General features: G+C 73.1%; 20 protein-coding genes and 1 riboswitch. Of the genes, 11 read left to right on the forward strand and 9 right to left on the reverse strand.

Translation table 11 applies throughout. The features are described 5' to 3' along the window. Positions 1 to 108: 108 nt before the first annotated feature. Positions 109 to 1,548 carry an MFS transporter gene (locus ACIP2X_RS25305; RefSeq protein ID WP_401676657.1) on the reverse strand — a complete coding sequence of 480 codons (1,440 nt, stop codon included), beginning with the start codon at positions 1,546 to 1,548 and terminating at the stop codon, positions 109 to 111. Positions 1,549 to 1,731: 183 nt separating this feature from the next. Between ACIP2X_RS25305 and ACIP2X_RS25310 the strand changes: the two genes are divergently transcribed. The 7 genes from ACIP2X_RS25310 (at position 1,732) to ACIP2X_RS25340 (ending at position 9,553) form a co-directional block, all read left to right on the forward strand. Beyond that, positions 1,732 to 2,301, forward strand: a complete 570-nt coding sequence (locus tag ACIP2X_RS25310) for a TetR/AcrR family transcriptional regulator (RefSeq protein ID WP_401676658.1) — start codon at positions 1,732 to 1,734, stop codon at positions 2,299 to 2,301. 357 nt (positions 2,302 to 2,658) lie between these two features. Then, positions 2,659 to 3,822 (forward strand): GDSL-type esterase/lipase family protein, encoded by a 1,164-nt coding sequence (locus ACIP2X_RS25315; protein WP_401676659.1) that lies wholly within the window; start codon positions 2,659 to 2,661, stop codon positions 3,820 to 3,822. Between the two features lie 159 nt (positions 3,823 to 3,981). Continuing rightward, a complete protein-coding gene (locus ACIP2X_RS25320; RefSeq protein ID WP_401676660.1) occupies positions 3,982 to 5,721 on the forward strand; it encodes an MFS transporter in 1,740 nt (579 codons plus the stop codon). A 102-nt stretch (positions 5,722 to 5,823) separates the two neighbouring features. Beyond that, positions 5,824 to 6,474 (forward strand): class I SAM-dependent methyltransferase, encoded by a 651-nt coding sequence (locus tag ACIP2X_RS25325; RefSeq protein ID WP_401676661.1) that lies wholly within the window; start codon positions 5,824 to 5,826, stop codon positions 6,472 to 6,474. Positions 6,475 to 6,541: 67 nt separating this feature from the next. Then, complete coding sequence (locus ACIP2X_RS25330; protein WP_401676662.1) at positions 6,542 to 7,498, forward strand: N-acetylmuramoyl-L-alanine amidase; 957 nt, start codon at positions 6,542 to 6,544, stop codon at positions 7,496 to 7,498. Between the two features lie 159 nt (positions 7,499 to 7,657). Then, positions 7,658 to 8,443 (forward strand): DUF5336 domain-containing protein, encoded by a 786-nt coding sequence (locus tag ACIP2X_RS25335; protein ID WP_401676663.1) that lies wholly within the window; start codon positions 7,658 to 7,660, stop codon positions 8,441 to 8,443. Positions 8,444 to 8,542: 99 nt separating this feature from the next. Then, positions 8,543 to 9,553 (forward strand): LLM class F420-dependent oxidoreductase, encoded by a 1,011-nt coding sequence (locus ACIP2X_RS25340; protein ID WP_401676664.1) that lies wholly within the window; start codon positions 8,543 to 8,545, stop codon positions 9,551 to 9,553. A gap of 4 nt (positions 9,554 to 9,557) precedes the next feature. Here ACIP2X_RS25340 and ACIP2X_RS25345 read toward each other — a convergent pair whose 3' ends face one another. Genes ACIP2X_RS25345 through ACIP2X_RS25355 form a run of 3 tightly spaced genes read right to left on the reverse strand, consistent with a single transcriptional unit; the run spans position 9,558 to position 13,154 of the window. Next, complete coding sequence (locus ACIP2X_RS25345) at positions 9,558 to 10,310, reverse strand: hypothetical protein (protein WP_401676665.1); 753 nt, start codon at positions 10,308 to 10,310, stop codon at positions 9,558 to 9,560. After that, a complete protein-coding gene (locus ACIP2X_RS25350) occupies positions 10,297 to 11,871 on the reverse strand; it encodes a substrate-binding domain-containing protein (RefSeq protein WP_401676666.1) in 1,575 nt (524 codons plus the stop codon). Before ACIP2X_RS25350 ends, ACIP2X_RS25345 begins: the two co-directional genes overlap by 14 nt. Beyond that, positions 11,868 to 13,154, reverse strand: a complete 1,287-nt coding sequence (locus tag ACIP2X_RS25355) for a hypothetical protein (RefSeq protein WP_401676667.1) — start codon at positions 13,152 to 13,154, stop codon at positions 11,868 to 11,870. The genes ACIP2X_RS25350 and ACIP2X_RS25355 overlap by 4 nt, the downstream gene beginning before the upstream one ends. 159 nt (positions 13,155 to 13,313) lie before the next feature. On the opposite strand from ACIP2X_RS25355, the gene ACIP2X_RS25360 reads away from it, so the two are divergent. Continuing rightward, positions 13,314 to 13,607 (forward strand): hypothetical protein, encoded by a 294-nt coding sequence (locus ACIP2X_RS25360; RefSeq protein ID WP_365445445.1) that lies wholly within the window; start codon positions 13,314 to 13,316, stop codon positions 13,605 to 13,607. Positions 13,608 to 13,609: 2 nt separating this feature from the next. Here the strand turns inward: ACIP2X_RS25360 and ACIP2X_RS25365 are convergent, their stop codons facing one another. From ACIP2X_RS25365 to ACIP2X_RS25375, 3 genes are read right to left on the reverse strand one after another with little or no spacing between them, the layout of a single operon-like run. After that, a complete protein-coding gene (locus tag ACIP2X_RS25365) occupies positions 13,610 to 14,680 on the reverse strand; it encodes a prenyltransferase (protein WP_401676668.1) in 1,071 nt (356 codons plus the stop codon). Next, on the reverse strand, positions 14,677 to 15,411 hold the full coding sequence (locus ACIP2X_RS25370; protein ID WP_401676669.1) for a class I SAM-dependent methyltransferase: 735 nt from the start codon (positions 15,409 to 15,411) through the stop codon (positions 14,677 to 14,679). The genes ACIP2X_RS25365 and ACIP2X_RS25370 overlap by 4 nt, the downstream gene beginning before the upstream one ends. Continuing rightward, on the reverse strand, positions 15,405 to 17,171 hold the full coding sequence (locus ACIP2X_RS25375; protein WP_401676670.1) for a glycosyltransferase: 1,767 nt from the start codon (positions 17,169 to 17,171) through the stop codon (positions 15,405 to 15,407). The genes ACIP2X_RS25370 and ACIP2X_RS25375 overlap by 7 nt, the downstream gene beginning before the upstream one ends. 230 nt (positions 17,172 to 17,401) lie before the next feature. On the opposite strand from ACIP2X_RS25375, the gene ACIP2X_RS25380 reads away from it, so the two are divergent. Next, positions 17,402 to 18,040: a TetR family transcriptional regulator gene (locus ACIP2X_RS25380; RefSeq protein WP_401676671.1), complete on the forward strand. Its 639-nt coding sequence runs from the start codon at positions 17,402 to 17,404 to the stop codon at positions 18,038 to 18,040. 315 nt (positions 18,041 to 18,355) lie between these two features. On the opposite strand, the gene ACIP2X_RS25385 is transcribed toward ACIP2X_RS25380, so the two are convergent. Together ACIP2X_RS25385 and ACIP2X_RS25390 are read right to left on the reverse strand one after the other, a co-directional pair. Then, positions 18,356 to 18,589 carry a ferredoxin gene (locus ACIP2X_RS25385; RefSeq protein WP_401676672.1) on the reverse strand — a complete coding sequence of 78 codons (234 nt, stop codon included), beginning with the start codon at positions 18,587 to 18,589 and terminating at the stop codon, positions 18,356 to 18,358. Positions 18,590 to 18,594: 5 nt separating this feature from the next. Next, a complete protein-coding gene (locus tag ACIP2X_RS25390; protein ID WP_401676673.1) occupies positions 18,595 to 20,052 on the reverse strand; it encodes an aldehyde dehydrogenase in 1,458 nt (485 codons plus the stop codon). A gap of 177 nt (positions 20,053 to 20,229) precedes the next feature. On the opposite strand from ACIP2X_RS25390, the gene ACIP2X_RS25395 reads away from it, so the two are divergent. Further along, positions 20,230 to 21,252: an MBL fold metallo-hydrolase gene (locus ACIP2X_RS25395; protein WP_401676674.1), complete on the forward strand. Its 1,023-nt coding sequence runs from the start codon at positions 20,230 to 20,232 to the stop codon at positions 21,250 to 21,252. Positions 21,253 to 21,397: 145 nt separating this feature from the next. Further along, on the forward strand, positions 21,398 to 22,078 hold the full coding sequence (locus ACIP2X_RS25400; protein ID WP_401676675.1) for a GNAT family N-acetyltransferase: 681 nt from the start codon (positions 21,398 to 21,400) through the stop codon (positions 22,076 to 22,078). A gap of 975 nt (positions 22,079 to 23,053) precedes the next feature. Further along, positions 23,054 to 23,179, forward strand: a riboswitch (cobalamin riboswitch). Positions 23,180 to 23,232 lie beyond the last annotated feature (53 nt).

Here is a 23,232-nt window from a genome sequence, read left to right on the forward strand (position 1 = left end):
GTCGCCTGATCTCCCACGCCGGCACCGAGACGACCAGAAGCCCCGAGGGCACCCGTCAGGCCCCGGAGCCACCAGCCCCCCGCCCCCGGAGCCACCGGCCCCCGGCCCTCACCGCGCCCCCACCCTCCGCGGCAGCCACACCGCCATCAGTACCGCCCCCACCACCAGCACCCCCGCGCTCGCGCGGAACGCGAGGGCGTAGCCCTCCACCAGGGCGGCGGGGTGGGCGGACTCGGTGCCGAGGGGCGAGCTGCTCTCGGTGCGGGCGGCCGCCAGGGTCGACATCACCGCCAGTCCGAGCGAGCCGCCCATCGTGCGGGAGGTGTTGACGAGGCCGGAGACCACCCCCGCCTCCCCCGGTTCCGCCCCCGACGTCGCCAGCGCGGCCAGCGGTGTCGCCGCCAGTCCGGCGCCCAGCATCATCAGGACGCCCGGGATCAGGATGGCCGTCAGGTACCCGCCCTCCACGGTGATCGTCGACTGCCAGCCGAAGCCCACCGCGGCCACCACCGACCCGAGCACCGCCACATGCCGCACGCCCGCGCTCCGCATCAGCCGCGGCGCCAGCTTGGAGCCGACCACCACGGCGAGCGAGCTGGGCACCAGCGCGAGTCCGGCCTCCAGCGGCGTGTAGCCGAGCACGTTCTGCGCGTACAGCGTCATGAAGAACCACATGCAGAACATCGCCGAGCCGCTCAGCAGCATCGCCACGTTCGCCGAGGCCACGGACCGCAGCCGGAACAGCCGCAGCGGTATCAGCGGAGCCGCCGTACGCGCCTCGACCAGCAGGAACAGCCCGATCAGCACCAGCCCGGCGAGCAGCGGCAGCAGGGTCGCCGCCGCCGTCCACCCCTCGGCCTCGGTCTGCGAGATCCCCAGCGCCAGCGTCCCGAGCCCGGCGGTCACCAGCACCGCTCCGGGCAGGTCGAGCCGCCGCCGCTCCCCGGCCCGGCTCTCCGGCAGCCCCCACAGCGCGCCGAGCAGCACGACCGCCCCGACCGGCACGTTGATCAGCAGCACCCACCGCCACGACAGCCCGTCGACGAGCAGTCCGCCCACCAGCCCACCCGCGGCGCCCCCGCCCGCGCCGACCGCGGTCCAGGTCGCTATCGCCCGCGCCCGGGCGGCGCCCTCCGGCACGGCGGACGTCAGGATCGTCAGCGTCGCGGGCGCCAGCACGGCCGCGCCCAGCCCCTGCACCGCCCGTGCGGCCAGCAGTTCCCACCCCTCACGGGCCAGACCGCCGCCCAGCGAGGCCAGGGTGAACAGCGCGAGCCCGACCAGGAACATCCGCTTGCGCCCGTACAGATCCCCGGCCCTCCCGCCGAGCAGCATGAACCCGGCGAAGGCGATCGCGTACGCGTTGACCACCCACTGGAGGCCGGGGCCGCTCAGCCCCAGACCGGCGCGCATCGAGGGCAGCGCCACGTTCACGACGGAGATGTCGAGGACGACGAGGAACTGCCCGGAACAGGCGAGTGCGACGACCAGCCAGGCGGGGACGGCGTCACGACGGGAGGTGCGGGGGTCCGCTGCGGCTCGGAGCATGCGGGTCATGCTCTCAACCGTCGCACTCCCGACGCATCGGAGATTCGCCCCAGAGTTTCTCCGCCCTCCGCCCTAGGGCACACGGCTCGGCGGCCGTGCTCACCGTCCGCCCATCCCTCGCTTGCCTAAAAGCTTTAGGCAGGTGCACACTGGCATTCGGAAAAAGAGAGGAAGTCTTAGCCCATGGCACGCGCAGGACTGACCCCCGCCCGCCTCACGCAGGCCGGCGCCGAGCTGGCCGACGAGGTCGGCTTCGACGAGGTGACCGTCTCCGCGCTGGCCCGTCGCTTCGACGTCAAGGTCGCCAGCCTCTACTCGCATGTGCGCAACTCCGAGGACCTCAGGACGAGGATCGCCCTGCTCGCCCTGGAGGAGATGGCCGACCGCGCCGCCGACGCCCTGGCCGGCCGGGCCGGCAAGGACGCGCTCACGGCCTTCGCCGCCGTCTACCGCGACTACGCCCGCGAGCACCCCGGCCGCTACGCCGCCGCCCAGATGAGGCTCGACCCCGAGACGGCCGCCGCGAGCGCGGGCGTCCGGCACGCCGCCATGACGCGCGCCATCCTGCGCGGCTACGACCTCACGGAACCCGACCAGACCCATGCGGTGCGCATGCTCGGCAGCGTCTTCCACGGGTACGTCAGCCTGGAGCTGGCGGGCGGCTTCAGTCACAGCGCCCCGGACTCCGAGGAGTCCTGGCACCGCATCCTCGACGCCCTCGACGCCCTCCTGCGCAACTGGCCCACGAGCTGACCGCTCCCGGCCCGCGCCCCGTGAGCGCCGCGGGACGAACGCCGGTACCCCGAAGCCCCGAAGCCCCGAAGCCAGGGAAGCCCCGAAGCCAGGGAAGCACCCGCACCCCCGAAGCCCGGAGCGCACCCGCACCCCCGTAGCCCCGAAGCTCGGGAAGCGCCCGATGCCCCGTACTCGGAAAGCACCCACCCCCCAAGCCCGAAGCGCACCCGGAGCCCGCCCCCTCCCCGAAACCCCGAAGCCCCTCCCAGACCCCGAAGCCCCTCCTCGAGACCCCGAAGCCCCTCCCCGAGACCCCGAAGCCCCCCTGAGATCCCCAAGCCCCCCCCCGAGACCACGACACCACAGGCAGAGGCCATGCATTCCTGGATCACCACCCCCCTGACCCCCGCCCACCTCCGCGGCGCCCTGGACGTCGAGCGCACCGCGCACGGCCTGCTCCCGCACCGGCTGCCCGCCGCGGCCCGCGCCCAGAACACCGACGCGCAACTGGAGATGGCCGAGTCCCAGCCGTCCGGCGTCCGCCTGGCCCTGCGCACCCGCGCCACCTCGATCGAGCTGGACACCCTCCCCACCAAGCGGGCCTACACCGGCGCCCCGCCGCGCCCGGACGGCGTGTACGACCTCGTGGTCGACGGCAGGCTGGCAGGCCAGGCCACCGCGCCCGGCGGCAACATCGTCACGACGGACATGACCACCGGCGCCACCGCGCTGCGCGCCGGCGAGCCCGGCACGGTCCGCTTCACCGGCCTGCCCGGCGACGACAAGACCGTCGAGATCTGGCTGCCGCACAACGAGATCACCGAACTCGTCGCCCTGCGCACCGACGCCCCCGTCGAGCCCGCCCCCGACACCGGCCGCCCGGTCTGGCTGCACCACGGCAGCTCCATCAGCCACGGCTCCGACGCCGCGAGCCCCACCACCACCTGGCCCGCGCTCGCCGCCTCCCTCGGCGGTGCCGAGCTGATCAACCTGGGCCTGAGCGGCAACGCCGTGCTGGACCCCTTCACCGCGCGCGCCCTGCGGGACACCCCCGCGGACCTGATCAGCGTCAAGATCGGGATCAATCTGGTCAACCTCGACGTGATGCGGCTGCGCGCCTTCACGCCCGCCGTCCACGGCTTCCTGGACACGATCCGCGAGGGCCACCCCACGACGCCCCTGCTGGTCGTCTCCCCGATCCTGTGCCCTATGCACGAGGACACCCCCGGCCCCTGCCTCTTCGACTTCAGCGAGCTGAGCGCGGGCCGGCTCCGGTTCCGGGCGGCCGGCGACCCCGCGGAGACGGCCGCGGGCAAACTCACCCTGAACGTCATCCGCGCCGAACTGTCCCGCATCGTCGAGCAGCGCGCGGCCGACGATCCCCACCTGCACCACCTCGACGGGCGCGCGCTCTACGGCGAGGCCGACCACGCCGAACTCCCGCTCCCCGACGACCTGCACCCCGACGCCGCCGCCCACCGCCGCATGGGCGAGCGCTTCGCCGAGCTGGCCTTCGGCGCGGACGGGCCCTTCGCCTGACCCGACGGCTCCCGGACGGGGCCGACTGACGAAAGATCAGATCCCCATGAGTCGGTCAAGGATTCGTTAGTGTCCCGAAGCACTGGAATAGTTGCCCGAGCGCACGGGGTTCACACTGAACGTACTCACGATCTTCTTCCGGCCCGGAGGCCCCACCCCATGACGCTCACGACGACCGGCCGGCCCACCGCCACCGCGGGCGGCACCGTCGTCCCCGTGCTCGCCTTCGCGGGCATCGTGGTCGCAGTGATGCAGACCCTGCTCGTCCCTGTCATCAAGGACCTGCCGCAACTGCTCGACACCTCGCCCAGCAACGCCACCTGGGTCCTGACATCCACCCTTCTCTCGGGGGCCGTGGCCACCCCGATCATGGGCCGCCTCGGCGACCTGTACGGCAAGCGGCGCCTGCTCGTGCTGAGCCTGACGGTGATGGTGTTCGGCGCCCTGCTCAGCGCGCTCAGCAGCACCCTGCTCCCCATGATCGTCGGCCGTACGCTCCAGGGCTTCGCGATGGGAGCGATCCCCCTCGGTATCGGCCTGATGCGCGACATGCTGCCGCGCGAGCGGCTCGGCTCGGCGATGGCCCTGATGAGCTCCTCGATCGGCGTCGGCGGCGGCCTGGCGCTGCCCGCCGCGGCCCTGGTCGCCCAGAACTCCGACTGGCACACCCTCTTCTACGGCGCGGCGGGCCTCGGCACGCTCGCCATCGTCCTCACCCTCGTCACCGTCCCGGAGTCCCCGGTCCGCGCGCCGGGCACCTTCGACCTGCTGGGCGCCCTCGGGCTGTCCCTCGGGCTGGTGCTGTTCCTGCTCCCGATCACGAAGGGCAGCGACTGGGGCTGGTCGTCGCCCACCACGCTCGGCCTGTTCGGGGCGGCCGCCGCCGTGCTGCTCCTGTGGGGCGTGCTGGAGCTGCGCTTGTCGTCGCCGCTGGTGGACCTGCGCACCACCGCCCGCCGCGAGGTGCTGCTCACCAACCTCGCGTCGATCATGGTCGGCGTCTCCTTCTTCGTCGTCTCCCTCGTCCTGCCCCAGCTCCTCCAGCTCCCCGCCGCCACCGGCTACGGCCTCGGCCAGTCGATGGTCGTCGCGGGTCTGTGCGTGGCCCCGCTGGGCCTGACGATGATGTTCACCGCACCGGTCTACGCCCGCCTCTCCGCCCGCTACGGCCCGCGCACCACGCTGATCATCGGCCTCCTGGTCATCGGCCTCGGCTACGCCGGCGGCCTCGGCCTGATGAACGCCGCCTGGCAGACCGTCGTCACCTCGGTGATCCTCGGCGCGGGCATCGGCCTCGCCTACTCCTCGCTGCCCGCGCTGATCATCGGCGCGGTCCCGGCCTCGGAGACGGGCGCGGCGAACGGCCTCAACACCCTGATGCGGTCCATCGGCACGTCCGTCTCCAGTGCCGTCATCGGCATGGTGCTGGCCAACACCGCGAACACCGTCGGGGGCGTGGAGATACCCACGATGCAGGGCTTCCGGGTCTCCTTCCTGATCGCGACCGGCGCCGTCGGCATCGGCCTGATCCTGGCCCTCTGCCTGCCCCGCCGCCGCCCCTCGGAGCTGCCTCAGCTGCTGGCGAGCAGCGAGGAGGACGCCAACCTGGAGCGCGCCGTCGCGGCGCTCGGCGGCTTCCGCGGCCGGGTCCTGGCCGCCGACGGCACACCCGTCGCCCGCGCCAAGGTCACGCTGATCGACCGGCGGGGCCGGCACGCGGGCGCGACCCTCTCCGGCGACGACGGCAGCTACGCGCTGGCGGTCCCGGCCGGGGGCCCGTACGTCCTCGCCACCCAGGCGGCCGGGCACGGCCCCCTCGCCTCCGCCGCGACCCACTCCGGCGTCGGCGACCCGATCGACCTGGACCTCGCCCTGCCCGGCGAGACGGTCACGGCCTGAGCCCTTCCCCGCACCCCCCACCCGCACCCCCGGTCACCGCGTCGACCGGGGGTGCGGCAGCATGGGCGCCCGGACACACCCTGCGACCGGAAGGCTCCTGCCATGAGCGCGGCTCCCCCGCCCGAGATCCTGGCCTCGTTCGAGGCGGCGAAGGGGTTCATGCCCGCGGGTGAGGGCCTGGCCCTGTACGCGGCGGCCGTCGAGGCCGGACGGCTCGGGCTGCCGCTGCTGGAGGTCGGCACGTACTGCGGCCGCTCCACGATCCTGCTCGCCGACGCCGCCCGCGCGGCCGGCGTCACCGCGCTCACCGTCGACCACCACCGGGGCAGCGAGGAGCAGCAGCCGGGCTGGGACTACCACGACCCGCGGACGGTCGACCCCGAGCTCGGCCTGATGGACACCCTGCCCGCCTTCCGCCGCACCCTGCACCGGGCCGGCCTCGAGGAGCACGTGGTGGCGCTGGTCGGCCGTTCCCCGCAGGTGGCGCGGATCTGGCGGACCCCCCTCGGTCTGGTCTTCGTCGACGGCGGTCACACCGACGAGCACGCCACCGCCGACTACGAGGGCTGGGCGCCCCATGTCGCGGACGGCGGTCTGCTCGTCATCCACGACGTCTTCCCCGACCCGGCCGACGAGTTCACCGGCCAGGCCCCGTACCGGATCTACCTGCGCGCGCTCGCCTCGGGCGCCTTCACGGAGGTCTCGGCGACGGACTCGCTGCGGGTGCTGCGGCGCACCGGCGCCGGGATCTGACCGGGCGCCACCCGGAGGGACGTACACAAACCGGGGTCGCGGCCCGACGGCCGCTAGGGTGGCAAGCGTGTCGTACACAGGTCCGGAGTTCGATTCGTCCACGCCCCGCCGCTCCCGCCGCCGGGCGGCGACCGTCGCCGTCGCGGCCCTGGTGCCCGGCGCACTGCTCGGGTGGGCGGTGTACGCGGCGGTGGGTGACAGCGGTTCGGGAGCGGAGCGCACGGAGGCCAAGGCGCCCTCGGGCGCCCCGTCGGCCCCCTCCGCCCCCGCCTCCTCCCCCTCGGACTCCCCCTCGGGCGAGAACTCCTCGTCCTCCGACGGGAAGCCCGCTCCCGCGCCCTCGCGCGCGGGCTCGCTCCAGGGCAAGGTCGTCGTCATCGACCCCGGTCACAACCCGCACAACTTCGCGCACCCGGCCGAGATCAACCGCAAGGTCGACATCGGCACGACGCAGAAGGAGTGCGACACCACCGGCACGGCCACCAACGCGGGTTACACGGAGGCCGAGTTCACCCTCGACGTCGCCCGCCGGCTGCGCACGGCCCTCCAGGAGCAGGGCGCCACGGTGCGGTTGACGCAGAACGGCGACCGGGCGTACGGGCCGTGCATCGACGAGCGGGCACGGATCGGCAACGAGGAGAAGGCCGACGCGGTCGTCTCCATCCACGCGGACGGCTCCGGGACCGGCAACCGCGGCTTCCACGTCATCCTCCCGGCGTCCGTGCACGCGGGCGCCGCCGACACCCGGCCGATCGTCGCGCCCTCGCGGGAACTCGGCGCGCGTATCGCGGGCGGTTTCGTCCGCGCCACCGGGAGCGCGCCCTCCAACTACGTGGGCGGCGGCACCGGTCTCGTCACGCGACAGGACCTGGGCGGTCTCAATCTGTCAACGGTTCCGAAGGTGTTCATCGAGTGCGGCAACATGCGCGATAGCAAGGACGCGGCACTGCTGATCAGCGGAGCCTGGCGGCAGAAGGCGGCGCAAGGGATCTCTGAGGGAATCGTGAGTTTCCTGCGCGGGTAGCCACCGGGGCGATCATCCCGGCGGACAGGTCGTTCGTACGGACGATAGTGTCGTCCGTACGATGAGGGGCCACCCCCGCGCTTCGCACCCTGGGCCTTCGGGCAACTCGGTGACAGCGACGCCTCTACCGACGACGAGACGACCTGCGAAGGACCTGAAGTGAATATCCGCTCCCTCACTCGAGGCGACGGCGTGGTGATCGGAGCAGCGGTGTTGCTCTTCATCGCGTCGCTTCTTGATGTAGCCGGCTGTGACGCCCCGGAAGCAGTGTGCGAGGCGGCCGACATCCCGAGCGCCTGGGGTCTCAGCCTCGGTCTCGGTCTCGGTACCTACATGCTCGGTGTGATCGGTGCCGGGCTCATCGTGGCCGCTCGCCTGCTGCCGCAGCCCCGCAAGGTCGTCGGTCTCGACCTGGGCCCGCTGGGCGTGGGGCTGGCCGTCGCGTCCGCGTGGGCGCTGCTGTGGTGGGTGATCGACGCCGACACCCGCGGTGCCGGCCTCATCCTCGGCCTCATCGCCGCCCTCCTGCTCGCCGGGGCCGCCGTGGCCGCGCCGCTCGTGCCGGCGCTGAACGCCGCCCTCCTCCCGGCCCCCCGCCCCGCAGCCCCGCAGCCCTACGGCGGTCCGCCGCAGGGTGGTTACGGCTACCCGGGCGCGCAGCAGCCCGCCGGGTACGGTCAGCCGCAGCCGGGGCAGCCCGGCCAGCCCTACGGTCAGCAGCCGCAGCAGCCGCAGCCGCCCGCCGGGGACTTCTCGCCGTTCTGGTTCGCGGTGCCGGTGCCGCGCCCGCTGTTCGGGGAGGACGGCTCGCCGTCCCCGATCGCCGAACTCGCCCCGGGCACCTGGTACCTGGCCGTCGAGCAGCGCGGTCAGGCGCTGGTCGCGCAGACGCAGGACGGCCGTCGCGGCGTCCTCCAGGACACCAGCGGCATCCAGCGCGGCTGATCCGCCCGCCGTGCGCGCGGCCCCTCGCCCTTCCGGGCGGGGGGCCGTTGTCGTACAGTCACCCCCCGGCACGCTGACACTTCGTCAGGAGGCGGCGGTATGCGGCTCGGTCTCGCGCTCGGCTACTGGGGCCGCGGCCCCTCCCCCGACCACCTCACACTGGCCCGGGAGGCCGAGCGGCTGGGGTACGACTCCGTGTGGACGGCCGAGTCCTGGGGCTCGGACGCCTTCACCTCGCTGACCTGGCTCGCCGCCCACACCTCGACCATCAAGCTGGGCACGGCGGTCGCGCAGATGGCCGCCCGGCCGCCGACCACCACCGCCATGCACGCCCTGACCCTCGACCATCTCTCCGGTGGCCGGATGATGCTGGGTCTCGGCCTGTCCGGGCCACAGGTCGTGGAGGGCTGGTACGGGCGGCCGTTCCCGTCCTCGCCGCTGACCGCGACCCGGGAGTACGTCGACGTCGTACGGCAGGTCCTGAAGCGGCGGGCCCCCGTCGAGCTCGACGGGCGGTTCCACTCCCACCCGTACCGGGGCCCGGACGGCACCGGCCTCGGCAAGGCCCTCAAGCCGATCACGCATCCGCTGCGGCCCGGACTGCCGATCCTGCTCGGCGCGGAGGGCCCGAAGAACATCGCGCAGACCGCGCGGATCGCCGACGGCTGGCTCCCCCTGTACTGGTCGCCGCAGCGCACCGAGGTGTACGAGCCGTCCCTGGCCGATGCCCCCGAGGGCTTCCTGGTCGCGCCGCTGGCCCAGGCGCGGGTCTGCCGGGACGTCGCGCAGGGGCTGCTCCCGGTCAAGGCGATGCTCGGCTTCTACATCGGCGGGATGGGGCACGCGCGGCGCAACTTCCACGCCGAGCTGATGGCCCGCATGGGCTACGAGCAGGAGGCCCGGCGCATCCAGGAGCTGTTCCTCGCCGGACGGCGGGAGGAGGCGGTACGGGCCGTGCCCGACGCGTTCGCGGACGAGATCTCCCTCGTCGGTCCCCGCGAACGCGTGGCGCGGCGGCTGGAGTTGTGGCGCAAGGGCGCGGTGACCGACCTGTTGGTGCTGGCCCCGGACCCGCACACCCTGCGGGTGCTGGCGGAGCTGAACTCCTGAGCGCTCAGCGGAAGATGGCGACCGGGTCGAGAGTGAGCCGGCGCTGCTCCTCGTCCCAGGCCAGCACCTTGCCGAGGCACCGGGCCGTGAACCGGCCGCTGTAGTAGTGCTCCTCGTGGAAGTCGCCCCGCCCCTGGGCCTCGAAGCACATGATCTCCACGCGGGCGCCGTTGCCGTAGGGGGCGCTCAGGCGGACGCCGTTCTCCTCCCGCTTCGCGGTGAAGCCGCCGGTGACCGAGACGTACTCCAGCCCCAGCGCGCTGAGCGGGATGTCCCCGGCGGGGTAGCGGTGGCTCAGGCGGTCGGCGCTCGCCCGGTTGAGGACGAGGTCGCCCTCGATGAGGTCGGCGTCCACCACCCGGTCCTCCTTGCGCATGGCGTCCATGACCACGCCGATGACGTTCATGGGGTTGGCCTCGCGGAGGTAGGTGGTGACCTGCTCCCGGGTGACGCCCCGTTCGGCCTTGCCCAGCCAGAAGAAGAGCTTGCCCCACAGCCCGAAGTGGTTCTGGACCTGGAGCCGGTGGGCGACCTCCTGGCTCAGGGACTGGGCGAAGCCACCGACCTCGTAGATGTCCATGACGCGCTGCTTGTGCAGGTAGAAGCACATGTCGAGGTGGGTGCCGCCGGGTCTGCGGCGGCCGCGCAGCCGCCGCAGGCCGTGTCCGAGCACCACGACGGCGCAGACCGCCGTGCCGGCCCAGACGAGCAGCCACGGCCACCAAAGGCCCCACCACTGAGCATCAATGACACCCACGGATCTCCTTGAACGCGTCGGAGAGGGAGGAGAGGCCCGCGTCGACCATGCGGCCGCCGGTGGCGGTGGCGGCGCGCCGCAGGGCGGCGGCGTCGGCCTCTCCGAAGAGGACGGGGAAGGTGGGCACCGCCTCGGCGTCGGCCCCGAGGGCCTCGTGCCGGCGCAGGAACTCCTCGTAGCCGATGCCCGCGTTGTTCTCGCCGTCGGTCATCAGCACGACGGCGACGGGACGGGCGGGTTCGTCGCGGACGGCGGCGGCGGCGATGCGGTAGCCCCGGTCGAGGGCGGTCCACACGGCGGTGGCGTCGTCGTAGCCGCCGTCGGCGACGAGTCGGTCCAGGGCGCGCAGATCGGCCTCGCCGCGCACGGTCACCGTCGTCTCCTCCAGCACCCGGCCGCCGAACCGGACCACGGAGAGCCGCTCGCCCCGGTAGAAGCGGGCGAACTTGCCGGTGGAGGTGTCGTCGGCGCCGCTCAGTCCCGCGAACGCGGCGCGCAGGCCGGCCATGCGCGCGCCGCGCATCGAGGTGGAGAAGTCGAGGACGAAGACGACCTGGTCGGCGGTGCGGCTACGGGGGTCGCCGTAGTCGCTGATCAGCTGTTCGACGATGGAGAGGCTGTCGGGGAAGGACAGCGCGTTGCCCACGTCCGCGCGCAGCGGGGCGGAGGGCTCGACGTCCGGGTCGACCGGGCGGCGGAAGGTCCGCTCCATGAGCCGGCGCTGGGTGTCGGTGCTCAGCAGCCAGTCCACCACCTTGCCGTACGCCTCGCGCCGTTCCTGGTCGAGCAGGAGCAGCGGGAAGTCGGAGAGCATCATGCCGTCGGCGGGGTGCACGATCCGCAGCGGGTCGGCCCGCCGGTCCCCGGCGTTGAGCGCGAGGAGTTCGGCCTCGTGCGCGATGAGCGCGTTGGCCTTGCCCGGTGCGCCGAGATAGGCGTCGATCAGGGCCCGCGAGCCAGGCGCGGTCAGGGTCTGGCCGGAGCGGAAGCCGCGCAGCCGGTCGCAGGAGACGTCCTGCTCGCGCAGCGCGCGTCCGGTGCCGGCGGCGGCGGTGGCGACCCCCACGAGAGCGGCGCGGCCGGTGTCGCTGTGCCGCGGGTCGGCCATCCCGAACCGTACGGTGCCCTCGGCGGCCGCGTCGGCCACGTCCGCCCAGGAGATCCGGCCTCCGGGAGCGGCCGCGCGCAGCGTGTCGGCGACCTCGCGCTCCAGGCCGACGACGACGGGCGAGCGCATGATCGGGGTGGACTCGGGGCGGGTCAGGCGGCCCTTGGAGTCCTGGACGCGGAGTTGGAAGGAGCGGTCGGAGGCGAGCCACGCCAGGTCGTAGGACCGGCCGCCGGGGTACTGCCCCGCGAGGTCGGCGCCGGCCTCGTACTCCATCTCCAGCTCGACGCCGGTGTCCTCCTCCAGGTCGTCCAGGAGCGGGGCGAGGTCGGCGAGTTCGGGGCTGGCGAGGACGCGCAGCGTGACCGGTTCCTCGTCCCGTGTGCAGGAGGTGGGGCCGGCGAGCAGTGCCAGGGCGAGCGAGGCGGTCAGGGCGCGGCCGAGGCGGGTCACGAGACGTCGTCCAGGTCGGGCGGCGGGCAGTCGCCGACGTAGTCGATGATGTCGTCCAGGATCTGCAGACCGGGTTCGAGCGCCTTCGTCCGGTCGGGGTTCGGGACCGGCACCTGGATGCCGTGCTCGCGCAGGTAGTCGTCGAGCTGGCGGCTGGCGCCGTCCTCGCCGGAGAAGCGGATCCGGAAGCCCAGCTCGAGGGCGCGGCGGCGCAGTTCCGCGTCCTTCTCGATCAGCTCGACGAGCCGGTCGCCGTCCGGGCTCAGGGAGATGAGCTGCGGTTCGGTGAGGGCGTAGGGCTTGGGGTAGAGCAGGACGCGGCTGCTGTCCTGCGTCCCCTCCTTGGCCTCGTGGGCTATCTGGTGGGCCAGGAACTGGTGCTCGTAGATCAGGGCGATGGGCGCGAGGGACTCGCCGAGGGCGGAGAAGTAGCTGTCGGCCTGCTCGTCGGCCCACATGCCCTGGAGGGTGACGAGCGGCTTGATCTCGGCGGATATCCGGTCGACCTCCGCCTGGGCCCGCCGGGGGTCGTTGGGGTGGCTGGAGCCGGGCGTCTTCTCGCCGCCGGCGACGAAGGCGAGCATGCTCAGATAGGTGCCGGCCGAGTTGGACTCGCAGACGTTGGACGTGCGCACCAGCACGCTGCCGCTGTTGCGGTCGCCGGCGGCCACGTCATCGTAGCCGATGCCGTCCCAGGTGTCGGCCTCCTTGCCCTTGCCGTCCCTGGGGCCGTCGACGGGGTCGTCGCGGTCGTCCACGCCGTTGAGCAGGGTCATGAACTTGGCCATGTCGAGGTCGTAGTAGAGCGTCTCCGTCCCGTTCGTGGGGCGCTGCGGGGTGGCCACGCCGGCCTGCACCAGGGCCTGCGCGTAGTCGCGGAAGCTGCCGAGGGTCAGCGGGGAGACGAAGGGGCGCACGGACCTGCCGGTGTCGTCCGGCCGGTCCAGGATCTGCTTCGCCGCGGGCTGGCCGGACGGGAAGACGACGTCCAGGCCCTCGAGCGAGCGGGTGGCGATGCCGCGGGATCCGAGGCGGCGGATGTCGACGCGGATGCCGTGCCGGAGCAGCAGGCGCTGCACCTCGGGGTCCCTGAAGTAGTCGGACTTGGAGGCCATCCGGGAGTCGATGACCGTGATGCGTTCGAAGGGCCTCAGGGTGTTGCCGGAGATCAGCAGGGACAGCAGTCCGGCCAGGGCGAGGGGCAGCGCGGCGACGACGAGGCGTGGGACGCGGCGGTGCGTGGTTCTGCGGATGGTGAGTCTGGGTTCCACGGTCGCGGACAACGGCCCTCCTGCCGCTCAAGGGGCCAGGATCATCAGTGACCCCGTGGAACATCATCCCCCGGAGTGGTCAACTCCGCCCGAACGAAGGGGGAACGGGTGCCCTGTCGAGGACGCGGACCTTTCTGGTTTCAGCCAGGAACGAGCGGCAATCCGTAGGGCATGTCCCCCAGATATCGCGGTGCGAACCAGGCCGGCACGGTCATAGCGATCGTCGCCGACATCATGGCCCTCATCCTGGGCCTGTGGATCCTCATGTACCTGCTGGACGCCAACCCCGGCAACGACTTCGTGCAGTTCGTGCACGACGCCGCGCGCTGGCTGGCCGGCTGGTCCTACGACCTCTTCACCTTCGACGCGGCATGGGCACGCGTCGTCGCGGGCTACGGTCTCGCGGCGGTCGTGTACCTCTTCGTCGGCCACGCGATCGCGGGCCGCATGCACCGTCAGCACTGACCTCAGGCGCAGCAGTCGGGATCCAGCCCCACCGGCAGCAGATCCCCACCGAACACCGCACACGTGGCCTCGTGCCCACCCAGCGCCGCGACGGCGAGCAGCAGTGAGCCCGCGGTCCACGTGGTCAGTTCACGTGGCCAGATCGCGTCGTCCTCGAACACGTAACCCGTCCAGTACAGCCCGGTCTCCTGATCGCGCAGGTGCTGGATGGACTGAAGGATCTCCAGCGCGCGGTCGGACTCGCCCGTCGCCCACAGTGCCAGGGCGAGTTCGGCCGACTCGCCGCCGGTGACCCACGGGTTGGGCACCACGCACCGGACCCCGAGTCCGGGCACGACGAACCGCTCCCAGCCCTCCTCCACACGGGACTTGGCCTCCGCGCCGGTCAGGGCGCCGCCCAGTACCGGGTAGTACCAGTCCATCGAGTAGCGGTCCTTGTCCAGGAACCGCTCCGGGTGCCGGCGTATCGCGTGCCGCAGCATGCCGAGCGCCAGTTCCCAGTCGGGCTGCGGCTCCTCACGCTGTTCGGCGACGGCGAGCGCGCAGCGCAGTGCGTGGTGGATGGAGGAGGACCCCGTGAGCAGCGCGTCGGTGACGGGCGTGCCGTCGTCCTCGCGTTTCCAGCCGATCTCCCCGCCGGGCTGCTGGAGGGAGAGCACGCACTCGACGGCCGCGTGGACGACCGGCCACATGCGGTCGAGGAAGGTGTCGTCGCCGGTGGAGAGGTAGTGGTGCCAGACGCCGACGGCGACGTAGGCGACGAAGTTGGTCTCGCGCCCCCGGTCGGTGACGTCGTCGTGCGCCCCGTCGGCGTACGCCGCGTACCAGGAGCCGTCCTGGTTCTGATGGGCCGCCAGCCACAGGTAGGCCCGCTCGGCGGCCTCGTGCTCGCCCGCCGCGTCCAGCGCCATGGCGGCCTCGGTGTGGTCCCACGGGTCGAGGTGATGCCCGCGGAACCACGGGATCGCCCCGTCCTCCCGCTGCACGGCGAGGATGCCGCGTACGGTCGCGGCGGCCTGCTCGGCGGTGAGGACCCCGGGCAGGACGAGGTGTTCCGTCCGGGGAGTGGTCACCGGGCGTCCACCGAGGGCAGGTGGGGCTTGGTCGCGTAGGCCACGAAGCTCTTGCCGATCAGCGGGTTCAGCGCCTGCTCGGCGACGCGGGTGGCCAGCGGCTTCTTCATGATGTCCCAGACCAGCAGCTTGTGGTACGCCCGTACCGGCAGCGCCTTGTCGTTGTCGACGCCGAAGGCGCACTTCAGCCACCAGTACGGGGAGTGCAGGGCGTGCGCGTGGTGCGTGCCGTACGGCCTGAGGCCGGCCTCCCGGATCTTCGCGAGGAGTTCGTCCGCCTTGTAGATGCGGATGTGGCCGCCCTCGACCTCGTGGTAGGCGTCGGAGAGGGTCCAGCAGACCTTCTCGGGGCCGTAGCGCGGGACGGTGATCGCGATCCGGCCGCCGGGCCGCAGGACCCGGACCATCTCGGCGAGCACGCCCTTGTCGTCCGGGATGTGCTCCATCACCTCGGAGATGATGACGACGTCGAAGGAGTCGTCGGGGAAGGGCAGGGCGAGGGCGTCGCCCTCCATGGCGGTCGCGGTGGCGCCCTCGGGCGCCTCGCCCGCCTCCTTCATCGCCGCGAACCACTTGGCGACCTCGCGGATCTCCTCGCCGTTCTGGTCCAGCGCGACGACCTGCGCGCCGCGCCGGTAGCACTCGAACGCGTGCCGGCCGGCACCGCATCCGAGGTCCAGGACGCGGTCGCCCGGGGCGAGCGGGAACCGGGAGAAGTCGACGGTCAGCACGTGGTCCTGCTTTCGCGGTAGACGCCGTTGGTACTCGTGGGGGTCGCCCCGGGAGGCGTGGGGGCGGGGCTGGTGGGGACAGCGCCGGGGACGTCGCCCGGAGGGTTCCCGGGGCCGCCCGCGCCGCCGGTGACCGCCTCCGCGTCCGCCTCCTCGACGGCCCCGCCGAGGCCGGAGGGGCCGCTCGCGACCAGCGTGCCGGGGCGCTCCGTGGCGCCGGAGGTCCGGGGCGAGCGGGCCGGGTCGGGCGACACCGCGGGGCCAGGCCGACCGCGCTCGCCGGTACGGGCGGCCGAGCCGGCCGGGCCGGGCGACACCGCGGAACCGGGCCGCCGGTCCTCGCCGGTACGGGCGGCCGGGCCGGGCGACACCGCGGAACCGGGCCGCCGGTCCTCGCCGGCACGGGCAGCCGAGCCGGCCGGGCCGGGCGACACCGCGGAACCGGGCCGCCGGTCCTCGCCGGTACGGGCGATCGCCTCCCGGTAGCGGGCCACCGTGCCCTCCGCGGCGCGCGCCCAGGTGAAGTGGCGCAGGACGCGCTCGCGTCCGGCCGCGCCGAGCCGTGCGCGCAGTGCGGCGTCGCCCAGGAGCCGGCTCAGTCCGCCGGCCAGCGCGCCCGCGTCGCCCGGCGGCACCGCGAGGCACGTCTCCCCGTCCCGCCCGGCCACTTCGGGGATCGCCCCGCCGGTCGTGGCGAGCAGCGGCGTCCCGGTGGCCATCGCCTCGGCCGCCGGCAGCGAGAAGCCCTCGTAGAGCGACGGCACGCAGGCGACCTGTGCCGAGCGCACCAGGTCGACCAGTTCGGCGTCGGAGATGCCCTTGACGAACTCGACGGCGCCTTCGAGCCCGTAGCGCCGCACGGCCTGCGCGACCGGGCCCTCGGTGGGCCGCTTACCGACGACGACGAGATGGGCCTCGGGACGCTCGGTGCGCACCTTGGCCAGCGCCTCGACGAGGAAGACCAGCCCCTTCAGCGGCACGTCGGCGCTGGACGTGGTGACGATGCGTCCCGGCACCTGCGGCACCGAGGGGTCGGGCGAGAAGAGGTCGGTGTCGGCGCCGATGTGCACGACGTGGATGCGGTCCGCCCGGACGCCGAGGTGGTCGACGATCTCCTGACGCGAGGTGCCGGAGACGGTCAGCACGGACGGCAGCCGCCGCGCCACCCGCTTCTGCATGCGGGTGAAGCCGTACCACCGCTTCACGGAGAACCGGCGCTTCCAGCCGTCGGCCGCGTCCAGCTCCAACTGCCGGTCCACGGTGATGGGGTGATGGATCGTCGTCACCAGGGGCGCGCCGACGTCACCCAGCAGCCCGTACCCGAGCGTCTGGTTGTCGTGCACGACGTCGAAGTCGCCGCGGCGGGCGCGCAGATGACGGCGGGCCCGCAGGGAGAACGTGACCGGCTCGGGGAAGCCGCCGGTCCACATGGTCGCGACCTCAAGGGCGTCGATCCAGTCCCGGTACTCGTCCCGTCCCGGGGTGCGGAAGGGGTCGGGCTGGCGGTAGAGGTCGAGGCTGGGCAGCTCGGTGAGGCGCAGGCCGTCGTAGCCCTCGTCGAGGACGGGGTAGGGCTGGGCGCCGATGACCTCGACGTGGTGGCCGAGGCGGGCGAGTTCGCGGGACAGGTGCCGGACGTAGACGCCCTGGCCGCCGCAGAACGGGTTTCCCTTGTACGTGAGGAGCGCGATACGCAGCGGCCGCGAGCCGTCGGCCGCGAGGGCCTTCGAAGAGCCCGTCCGACTGGCCTCAGCGGTCACTCCGGGCCCCCTTCTCCCTGCACGGTCCCGCGAGATTACGCCGGGACGCTAATCTAGAACAAGTTACAGACTTGATCGTTCAAGAGGCTCTGAATCTACCGGCAGGTAGCGCCGCTGTGAGCACTGGATCAGGTGATTCACGCCACGGCTCGCCGGGGCACGCGGCGGCGGTCCGCGCCTGCCATGCTGTCTGATCGCACGCCCTCACGCACTGTCACGAACGGAACCTCATGCCAGCGCAAGCCAAGGTGGAAGCCAGTCGCGCGCGGCCCGCCGCCCCCGCCGCGCCGCCCCTCACCGAGCGGCAGGAGGCGCGCCGGCGCCGCATCCTGCGGGCATGCGCCCAACTGGCCAGCCGGGGCGGGTTCGACGCGGTGCAGATGCGTGAGGTCGCGGAGTCCTCGCAGGTCGCCCTCGGCACCCTCTACCGCTACTTCCCGTCCAAGATCCATCTCCTGGTCGCCACCATGCAGGACCAGTTGGAGCACATGCACGGGACGCTGCGCAAGAAGCCGCCGACCGGGGAGACGGCGGCGGAGCGGGTGGCGGAGACCCTGATGCGGGCCTTCCGGGCGCTCCAGCGCGAGCCGCACCTGGCCGACGCGATGGTCCGCGCCCTCACCTTCGCGGACCGCAGCGTGAGCCCCGAGGTGGACCAGGTCTCCCGGCAGACCACGGCGATCATCCTGGACGCCATGGGTCTGGACGATCCGACCCCCGCCCAGCTCTCCGCCGTCCGCGTCATCGAGCACACGTGGCACTCGGCGCTGATCACCTGGCTCTCGGGCCGCGCCTCCATCGCCCAGGTCAAGATCGACATCGAGACGGTGTGCCGTCTGATCGACCTGACGACCCCCAAGGACGCGTAGCGCCCTGCCCCCAGGGCGCGCGAAGGACCTACGAGACGGGTTCCCTTCGCCGGTATTGCCCGGATCAGGTGGCTGGGGGTCGCCTTCCGGTTCACATGGCCGTCCTTCTGCCACGCGACCTTACGGCCTCTCAGCCCGACCGTCGACGTCGGCACCGGCGGAAACCTGAGCCTCACGCCCGAGTCGGCTACTCCGGTCGAACTCCCTCACTCGCCTCGTAGGCCTGATATCAGGGTAAGACGCCTTTCCCGGAATAGAACCCCCGAAAGGGAATTTTTTTGGCGAATCCCCCGGATCCCCTGAGGCCGGGCTCCGCTACTCCTCCGGCGGGAACACCGCCTCCCCGCTCCCCAGCAGCGTCAGGGTGATCGCCTCCACGGGACAGCCCTCGGCGGCCGCCAGGATGCCCTCGCCGGCGTCCGTCTCCGGGTCCACCGGGCGGGACTGGCGGCCCGCGTCGAGGCGGAAGGCGTCCGGGGCGTGGTGGACGCACTGCGCGGAGCCGATGCACAGCGAGCGGTCGACCTGGAGCTGCCAGCGGTCCCCCATGGTGCTCAGCCCTCCCATCCGGCCGGCAGATGGATCATCTTGTGTTCCAGGTACTCGCCGTAGCCCTCCGGGCCGAACTCCCGGCCCAGGCCGGAGTTCTTGTAGCCGCCGAAGGGGCCGAGCATGTCGAGGCTGAAGGTGTTCACCGAGTACGTGCCGGTACGGACCCGGCGGGCGATCTCGATGCCGTGGCCGACGTCGGCGGTCCACACGCTGCCGCTCAGTCCGTAGTCCGAGTCGTTCGCGATCTGCACGGCCTCGGCCTCGTCGCCGTACGGCAGGAGGCAGATCACCGGGCCGAAGATCTCCTCGCGGGCGATCCGCATGGAGTTGTCGACGTCGCCGAAGAGCGTCGGCTCGACGTACCAGCCGCGCTCCAGGCCGGCCGGGCGGCCGCCGCCCGTGAGGATCTTGGCGCCCTCCTCCTGGCCGATGCGGATGTAGTCGAGGCTGCGCCGCTGCTGCCGGTGGGCGACCAGCGGCCCCACCTGGGTGGCCGGATCCAGCGGGTCCCCGACGACGAGCGCGCCCGCCGCCGCCGCGAAGGCCTCCGCGAACTCCGGGTAGCGCGAGCGCGGCAGCAGGATCCGGGTCTGCGCCACACAGGCCTGCCCGTTGTTCATCCAGGCCGCCGGGACGATCCCGGCCACGGTGCTCTCCAGGTCCGCGTCCGGCAGCACGACCGCCGCCGACTTGCCGCCCAGCTCCAGGGTGACGCGGGTCAGGTTGCGGGCGGCGACCTCCATCACGCGCCGCCCCGCCGCCACCGATCCCGTGAACGACACCTTGTCTACGGCGGGGTGCCCGACGAGGTACTCGCTGACCTCCCGGTCGGCGGGCAGGATCGACAGCACGCCCTCGGGGAGCCCGGCGTCCCGCGCGATCTCGCCGAGCAGATACGCGTCGAGGGGCGACTCCGGCGACGGCTTGAGGACGACCGTGCAGCCCGTCAGCAGCGCGGGGGCCAGCTTGGCGGCGGCCACGAACTGCGGGACGTTCCACGGCACCACCGCCGCGACGACCCCGACCGGTTCGCGCCGGACGAGCAGCCGTCCGAGCACGCCGTCGCGGCTCTCCTCGTGGCGGAAGTCGCGGGCGACCCGGATCGCCGTGTCCCAGACCATCATCGCGCCGAGCGCCTGCGCGAGGACGCTCCAGGAGTACGGCGAGCCGTTCTCGGACGAGATCACGCGGGCGATCTCCTCGTGCCGGGCGGCGATGCCGTCCTTGATCCGCCCCACGACCTCGATCCGCTCGTCGAGGGACATCCGCGGCCAGGGGCCCTCGTCGAAGGCCCGGCGGGCGGCCGCGAGCGCCCGGTCCACGTCCTGCGCCGAGGCGTGCGGCACGCGCCCGAGGACCTCCTCGGTGTGCGGGGAGATCACCTCGATGACGTCCTTGCCGAGGGGTTCGGTCAACTCCCCGCCGATGAACAGCTGTCCGTGTTCCACGAGCTCGGTCATGGCGACTGCCCTCCCTGGTCCCCGACGCCGCTCCCCTGACACTCCATCAGATGCGCGGACTACGAAGACTGATACCAGCTCGTCCCCGAGGAGTCCACGGCCCGGAACCGGTGACTCGGGCTCCCATGGAAACGTGTTCTAGTTATAGTGACCGCACGGCGGCGATCGGGGGAGCCCATGACGCAGGTGCACGACCACGGCGGCGGCGTACGGTCCCTGAAGGTCCCCATTCCGGACAACCCCCTGGGCCACACCCTCGTCCACGTCGTCGACACCGACGCCGGCCCGGTGCTGATCGACACCGGCTGGGACGACCCGGCGTCCTGGGACACCCTGGCCGCGGGGCTCGCGGCGTGCGGCACCTCGGCCGCCGAGGTGCACGGCGTGGTCGTCACCCACCACCACCCCGACCACCACGGCCTGTCGGGCCGCGTGCGGGAGGCCTCGGGGGCGTGGATCGCGATGCACGCGGCGGACGCGGCCGTGGTCCGGCGCACGCACGAGGCCCGCCCCGAGCACTGGTTCGCGTACATGGCGGACAAGCTCACCGCGGCCGGCGCCCCCGAGGCCCACATCGCCCCGCTGCGCACCGCCCGCGGTCGGCTGCCCGGCCTCTCCCCCGCCCTCCCCGACCGCGAGATCGTCCCCGGTGAGCTGCTCGCCCTGCCCGGGCGCCGGCTGCGCGCGATCTGGACACCGGGCCACACGCCGGGCCACGTCTGCCTGCACCTGGAGGAGGAGCACCCCGCCCGACTGCCGGGCCACGGACGCCTGTTCTCCGGCGACCACGTGCTGCCCGAGATCACCCCGCACATCGGCCTGTACGAGGACCCGGACGACACGACCGTGACCGACCCGCTCGGCGACTACCTGGCCTCCCTGGAGCGCGTCGCGCGCCTCGACCCCGCCGAGGTCCTCCCGGCGCACCAGTACGCCTTCACCGACGCCCCCGCCCGGGTGGCCCAGTTGCTCGCCCACCACGAGGCGCGGCTGACCGGCCTGCTGGTGCTCCTGGCCGAGCCCCTGACCCCCTGGCGGCTCGCCGAGCGCATGGACTGGAACCGGCCCTGGGCCGAGATCCCCTACGGTTCCCGCACCATCGCCGTCTCCGAGGCGGAGGCCCATCTGCGCCGGCTGGTGAAACTGGGGCGGGCGGAGGCCGTCGCGGGCAGCGATCCGGTGACGTACGTGGCGGTGTGAGCGTCCGCGCGGCAGCGGGTCGCGACGCCCGCGTCGGGCCTGGCGGTAGATTCGGCCCCGTCCCCTGGACGACGGCGGCCACCGCCGCGCTTTCAGGGCCTGTCCGTCACGGGTCTGTCATCCCTTCCTCCCCACGGGAGTTCGTATGCTGTGGGCGCGACTGAGGCGTCGCAGGTCACTGCCGCCGCTCCCGGTGCCGGGGCCGTGCGCGCTCGGCCGGCACACGGTGCACACCGGAGGTCTGCTGCTGTACACCCCGGAGACCCAGCTGGACCTGCTGGCGGCGGTCGCCGCCGGATCGGACGGCGCGGCGCAGCGGTGGCTCGGGATGCGGGGCGAGGAGGTCGTCGCCGACACCCGCATCCGGGAGTCCCTGCTGCGGATGCGCCCCGGCGACAGTCACCGTGGCATCCCCCCGCGGTGGCTCTCGGCGTTCGAACTCGACCCCGAGGGCGGTGAGGTCCTGGTGGCCGTGGGCCGGGAGGACGGCCGCTACGCCGGGGCCCTCCAACTCGACCGCACCGCCGGGCAGATCGGCGGCTGGCTCGCACCGCACGCCCGCGGCCGGGGCCTCGGCGCGGAGCTGTTCGCCGCGGGCGCCCAGCTCGGCCACACCCACTTCGGCCTGGACTCGGTCCACGCCGGGACCGAGGTCACCAACTCGGCCTGCCGGGGCGCCCTCACGCGCGCGGGCTTCGTGCCGGCAGAGGGGCCGCCCCGGCACACCCTGCGCGACGGCCGCGAGATCGACGCGACCTGGTTCCGCCACGAGTCCGCCCCCGTCACCCGCTGCCGCGCAGCAAACCTGATCCGAACCGGCGCGTAGCCCTCCGGGGCGACGAGCGACCCCACGGAACCTTGCCCACAATGCAACCGCCGCCCCCCACAAGGGCCTGCGCATCCCACCCAGGATGCGACCGGATGCCTCACGGCGGCTTGCGCCGCAGCCCGCCCGGGGTGTGACCGGCAACCCCACGGGCCCTTGCGCCGCAGCCCGCCCGGGATGTGAACCGCAACCCCACGGGCGCTTGCGCCGCAGCCCGCCCGGGATGTGACCGGCAACCCCACGGGCGCTTGCGCGTCCGGTGACGGGCGGCCCGACGGGGGCTTGCACGAAGCCCGCACGGGGTAGCGGGCGGCCCAACGGGGCGCATGTCCGCCCAGGATGCGACCAACGGCCCCCCGGGAGCCTGCGCGTAGCGCGCCCGGGGTGTGGTTGGCGGCCCCAAGGGGGCTTGCACGCGGCCCGCACGGGGTGGCTTGCGGCCCAACGGGGCTTATCCGTAGCCCGCCCAGGATGCGACCAGCAACCCCACAAGGCCTGCGCGCCCACCCAGGATGCGACCGGATGCCTCACGGCGGCTTACGCCGCAGCCCGCCCAGGATGCGACCAACGGCCCCCGGGAGCCTGCGCATAGCGCGCCCGGGGTGTGACCGACGGTCCCACGGGGGCTTGCACGTGGCCCGCACGGGGTGGCGGCGCCCAACAGGGCCTATCTGTAGCCCGCCCAGAATGCGACCCTCAGCCCCACGGGAGCCTGCGCGCAGCCGCCCCAGGATGCGACCGTCAGCCCCACAAGGGCCTGCGCGTAGCCCGCCCGGGGCGCGACCGTCAGCCCCACGGGAGCCTCGTAGCCCACCCGAGATGTGACCGGCAATCCCACAAGGGCCTGCGCGTAGCCCATCCAGGATGCGGCCGCCGCCCCCGCAGGACTTGCACCTAGCCCACCCGAGGTGCCCCGCGGGGGTCTGTGCCCGGTCCGGTCGGGGTGTGACCGGCGCCCCATGGGGCTGGGGCTACGGGCGGGTAGAGTGGCCCGGTCGTCATCACACCCGTACGGGGGAAAGCCGGTGCAAATCCGGCGCTGACCCGCAACCGTGAGCAGCCGAGGCTGTGAGCCGGACCGCCCCGCACGGCAGCGTGACCGGCTCAAGTGCACCGGCAACCGGCCGGTGTACGGCACCGTCGAGGTATACGGA

This window comes from Streptomyces sp. NPDC089424 (genome assembly GCF_044749345.1).
Classification (GTDB): domain Bacteria; phylum Actinomycetota; class Actinomycetes; order Streptomycetales; family Streptomycetaceae; genus Streptomyces.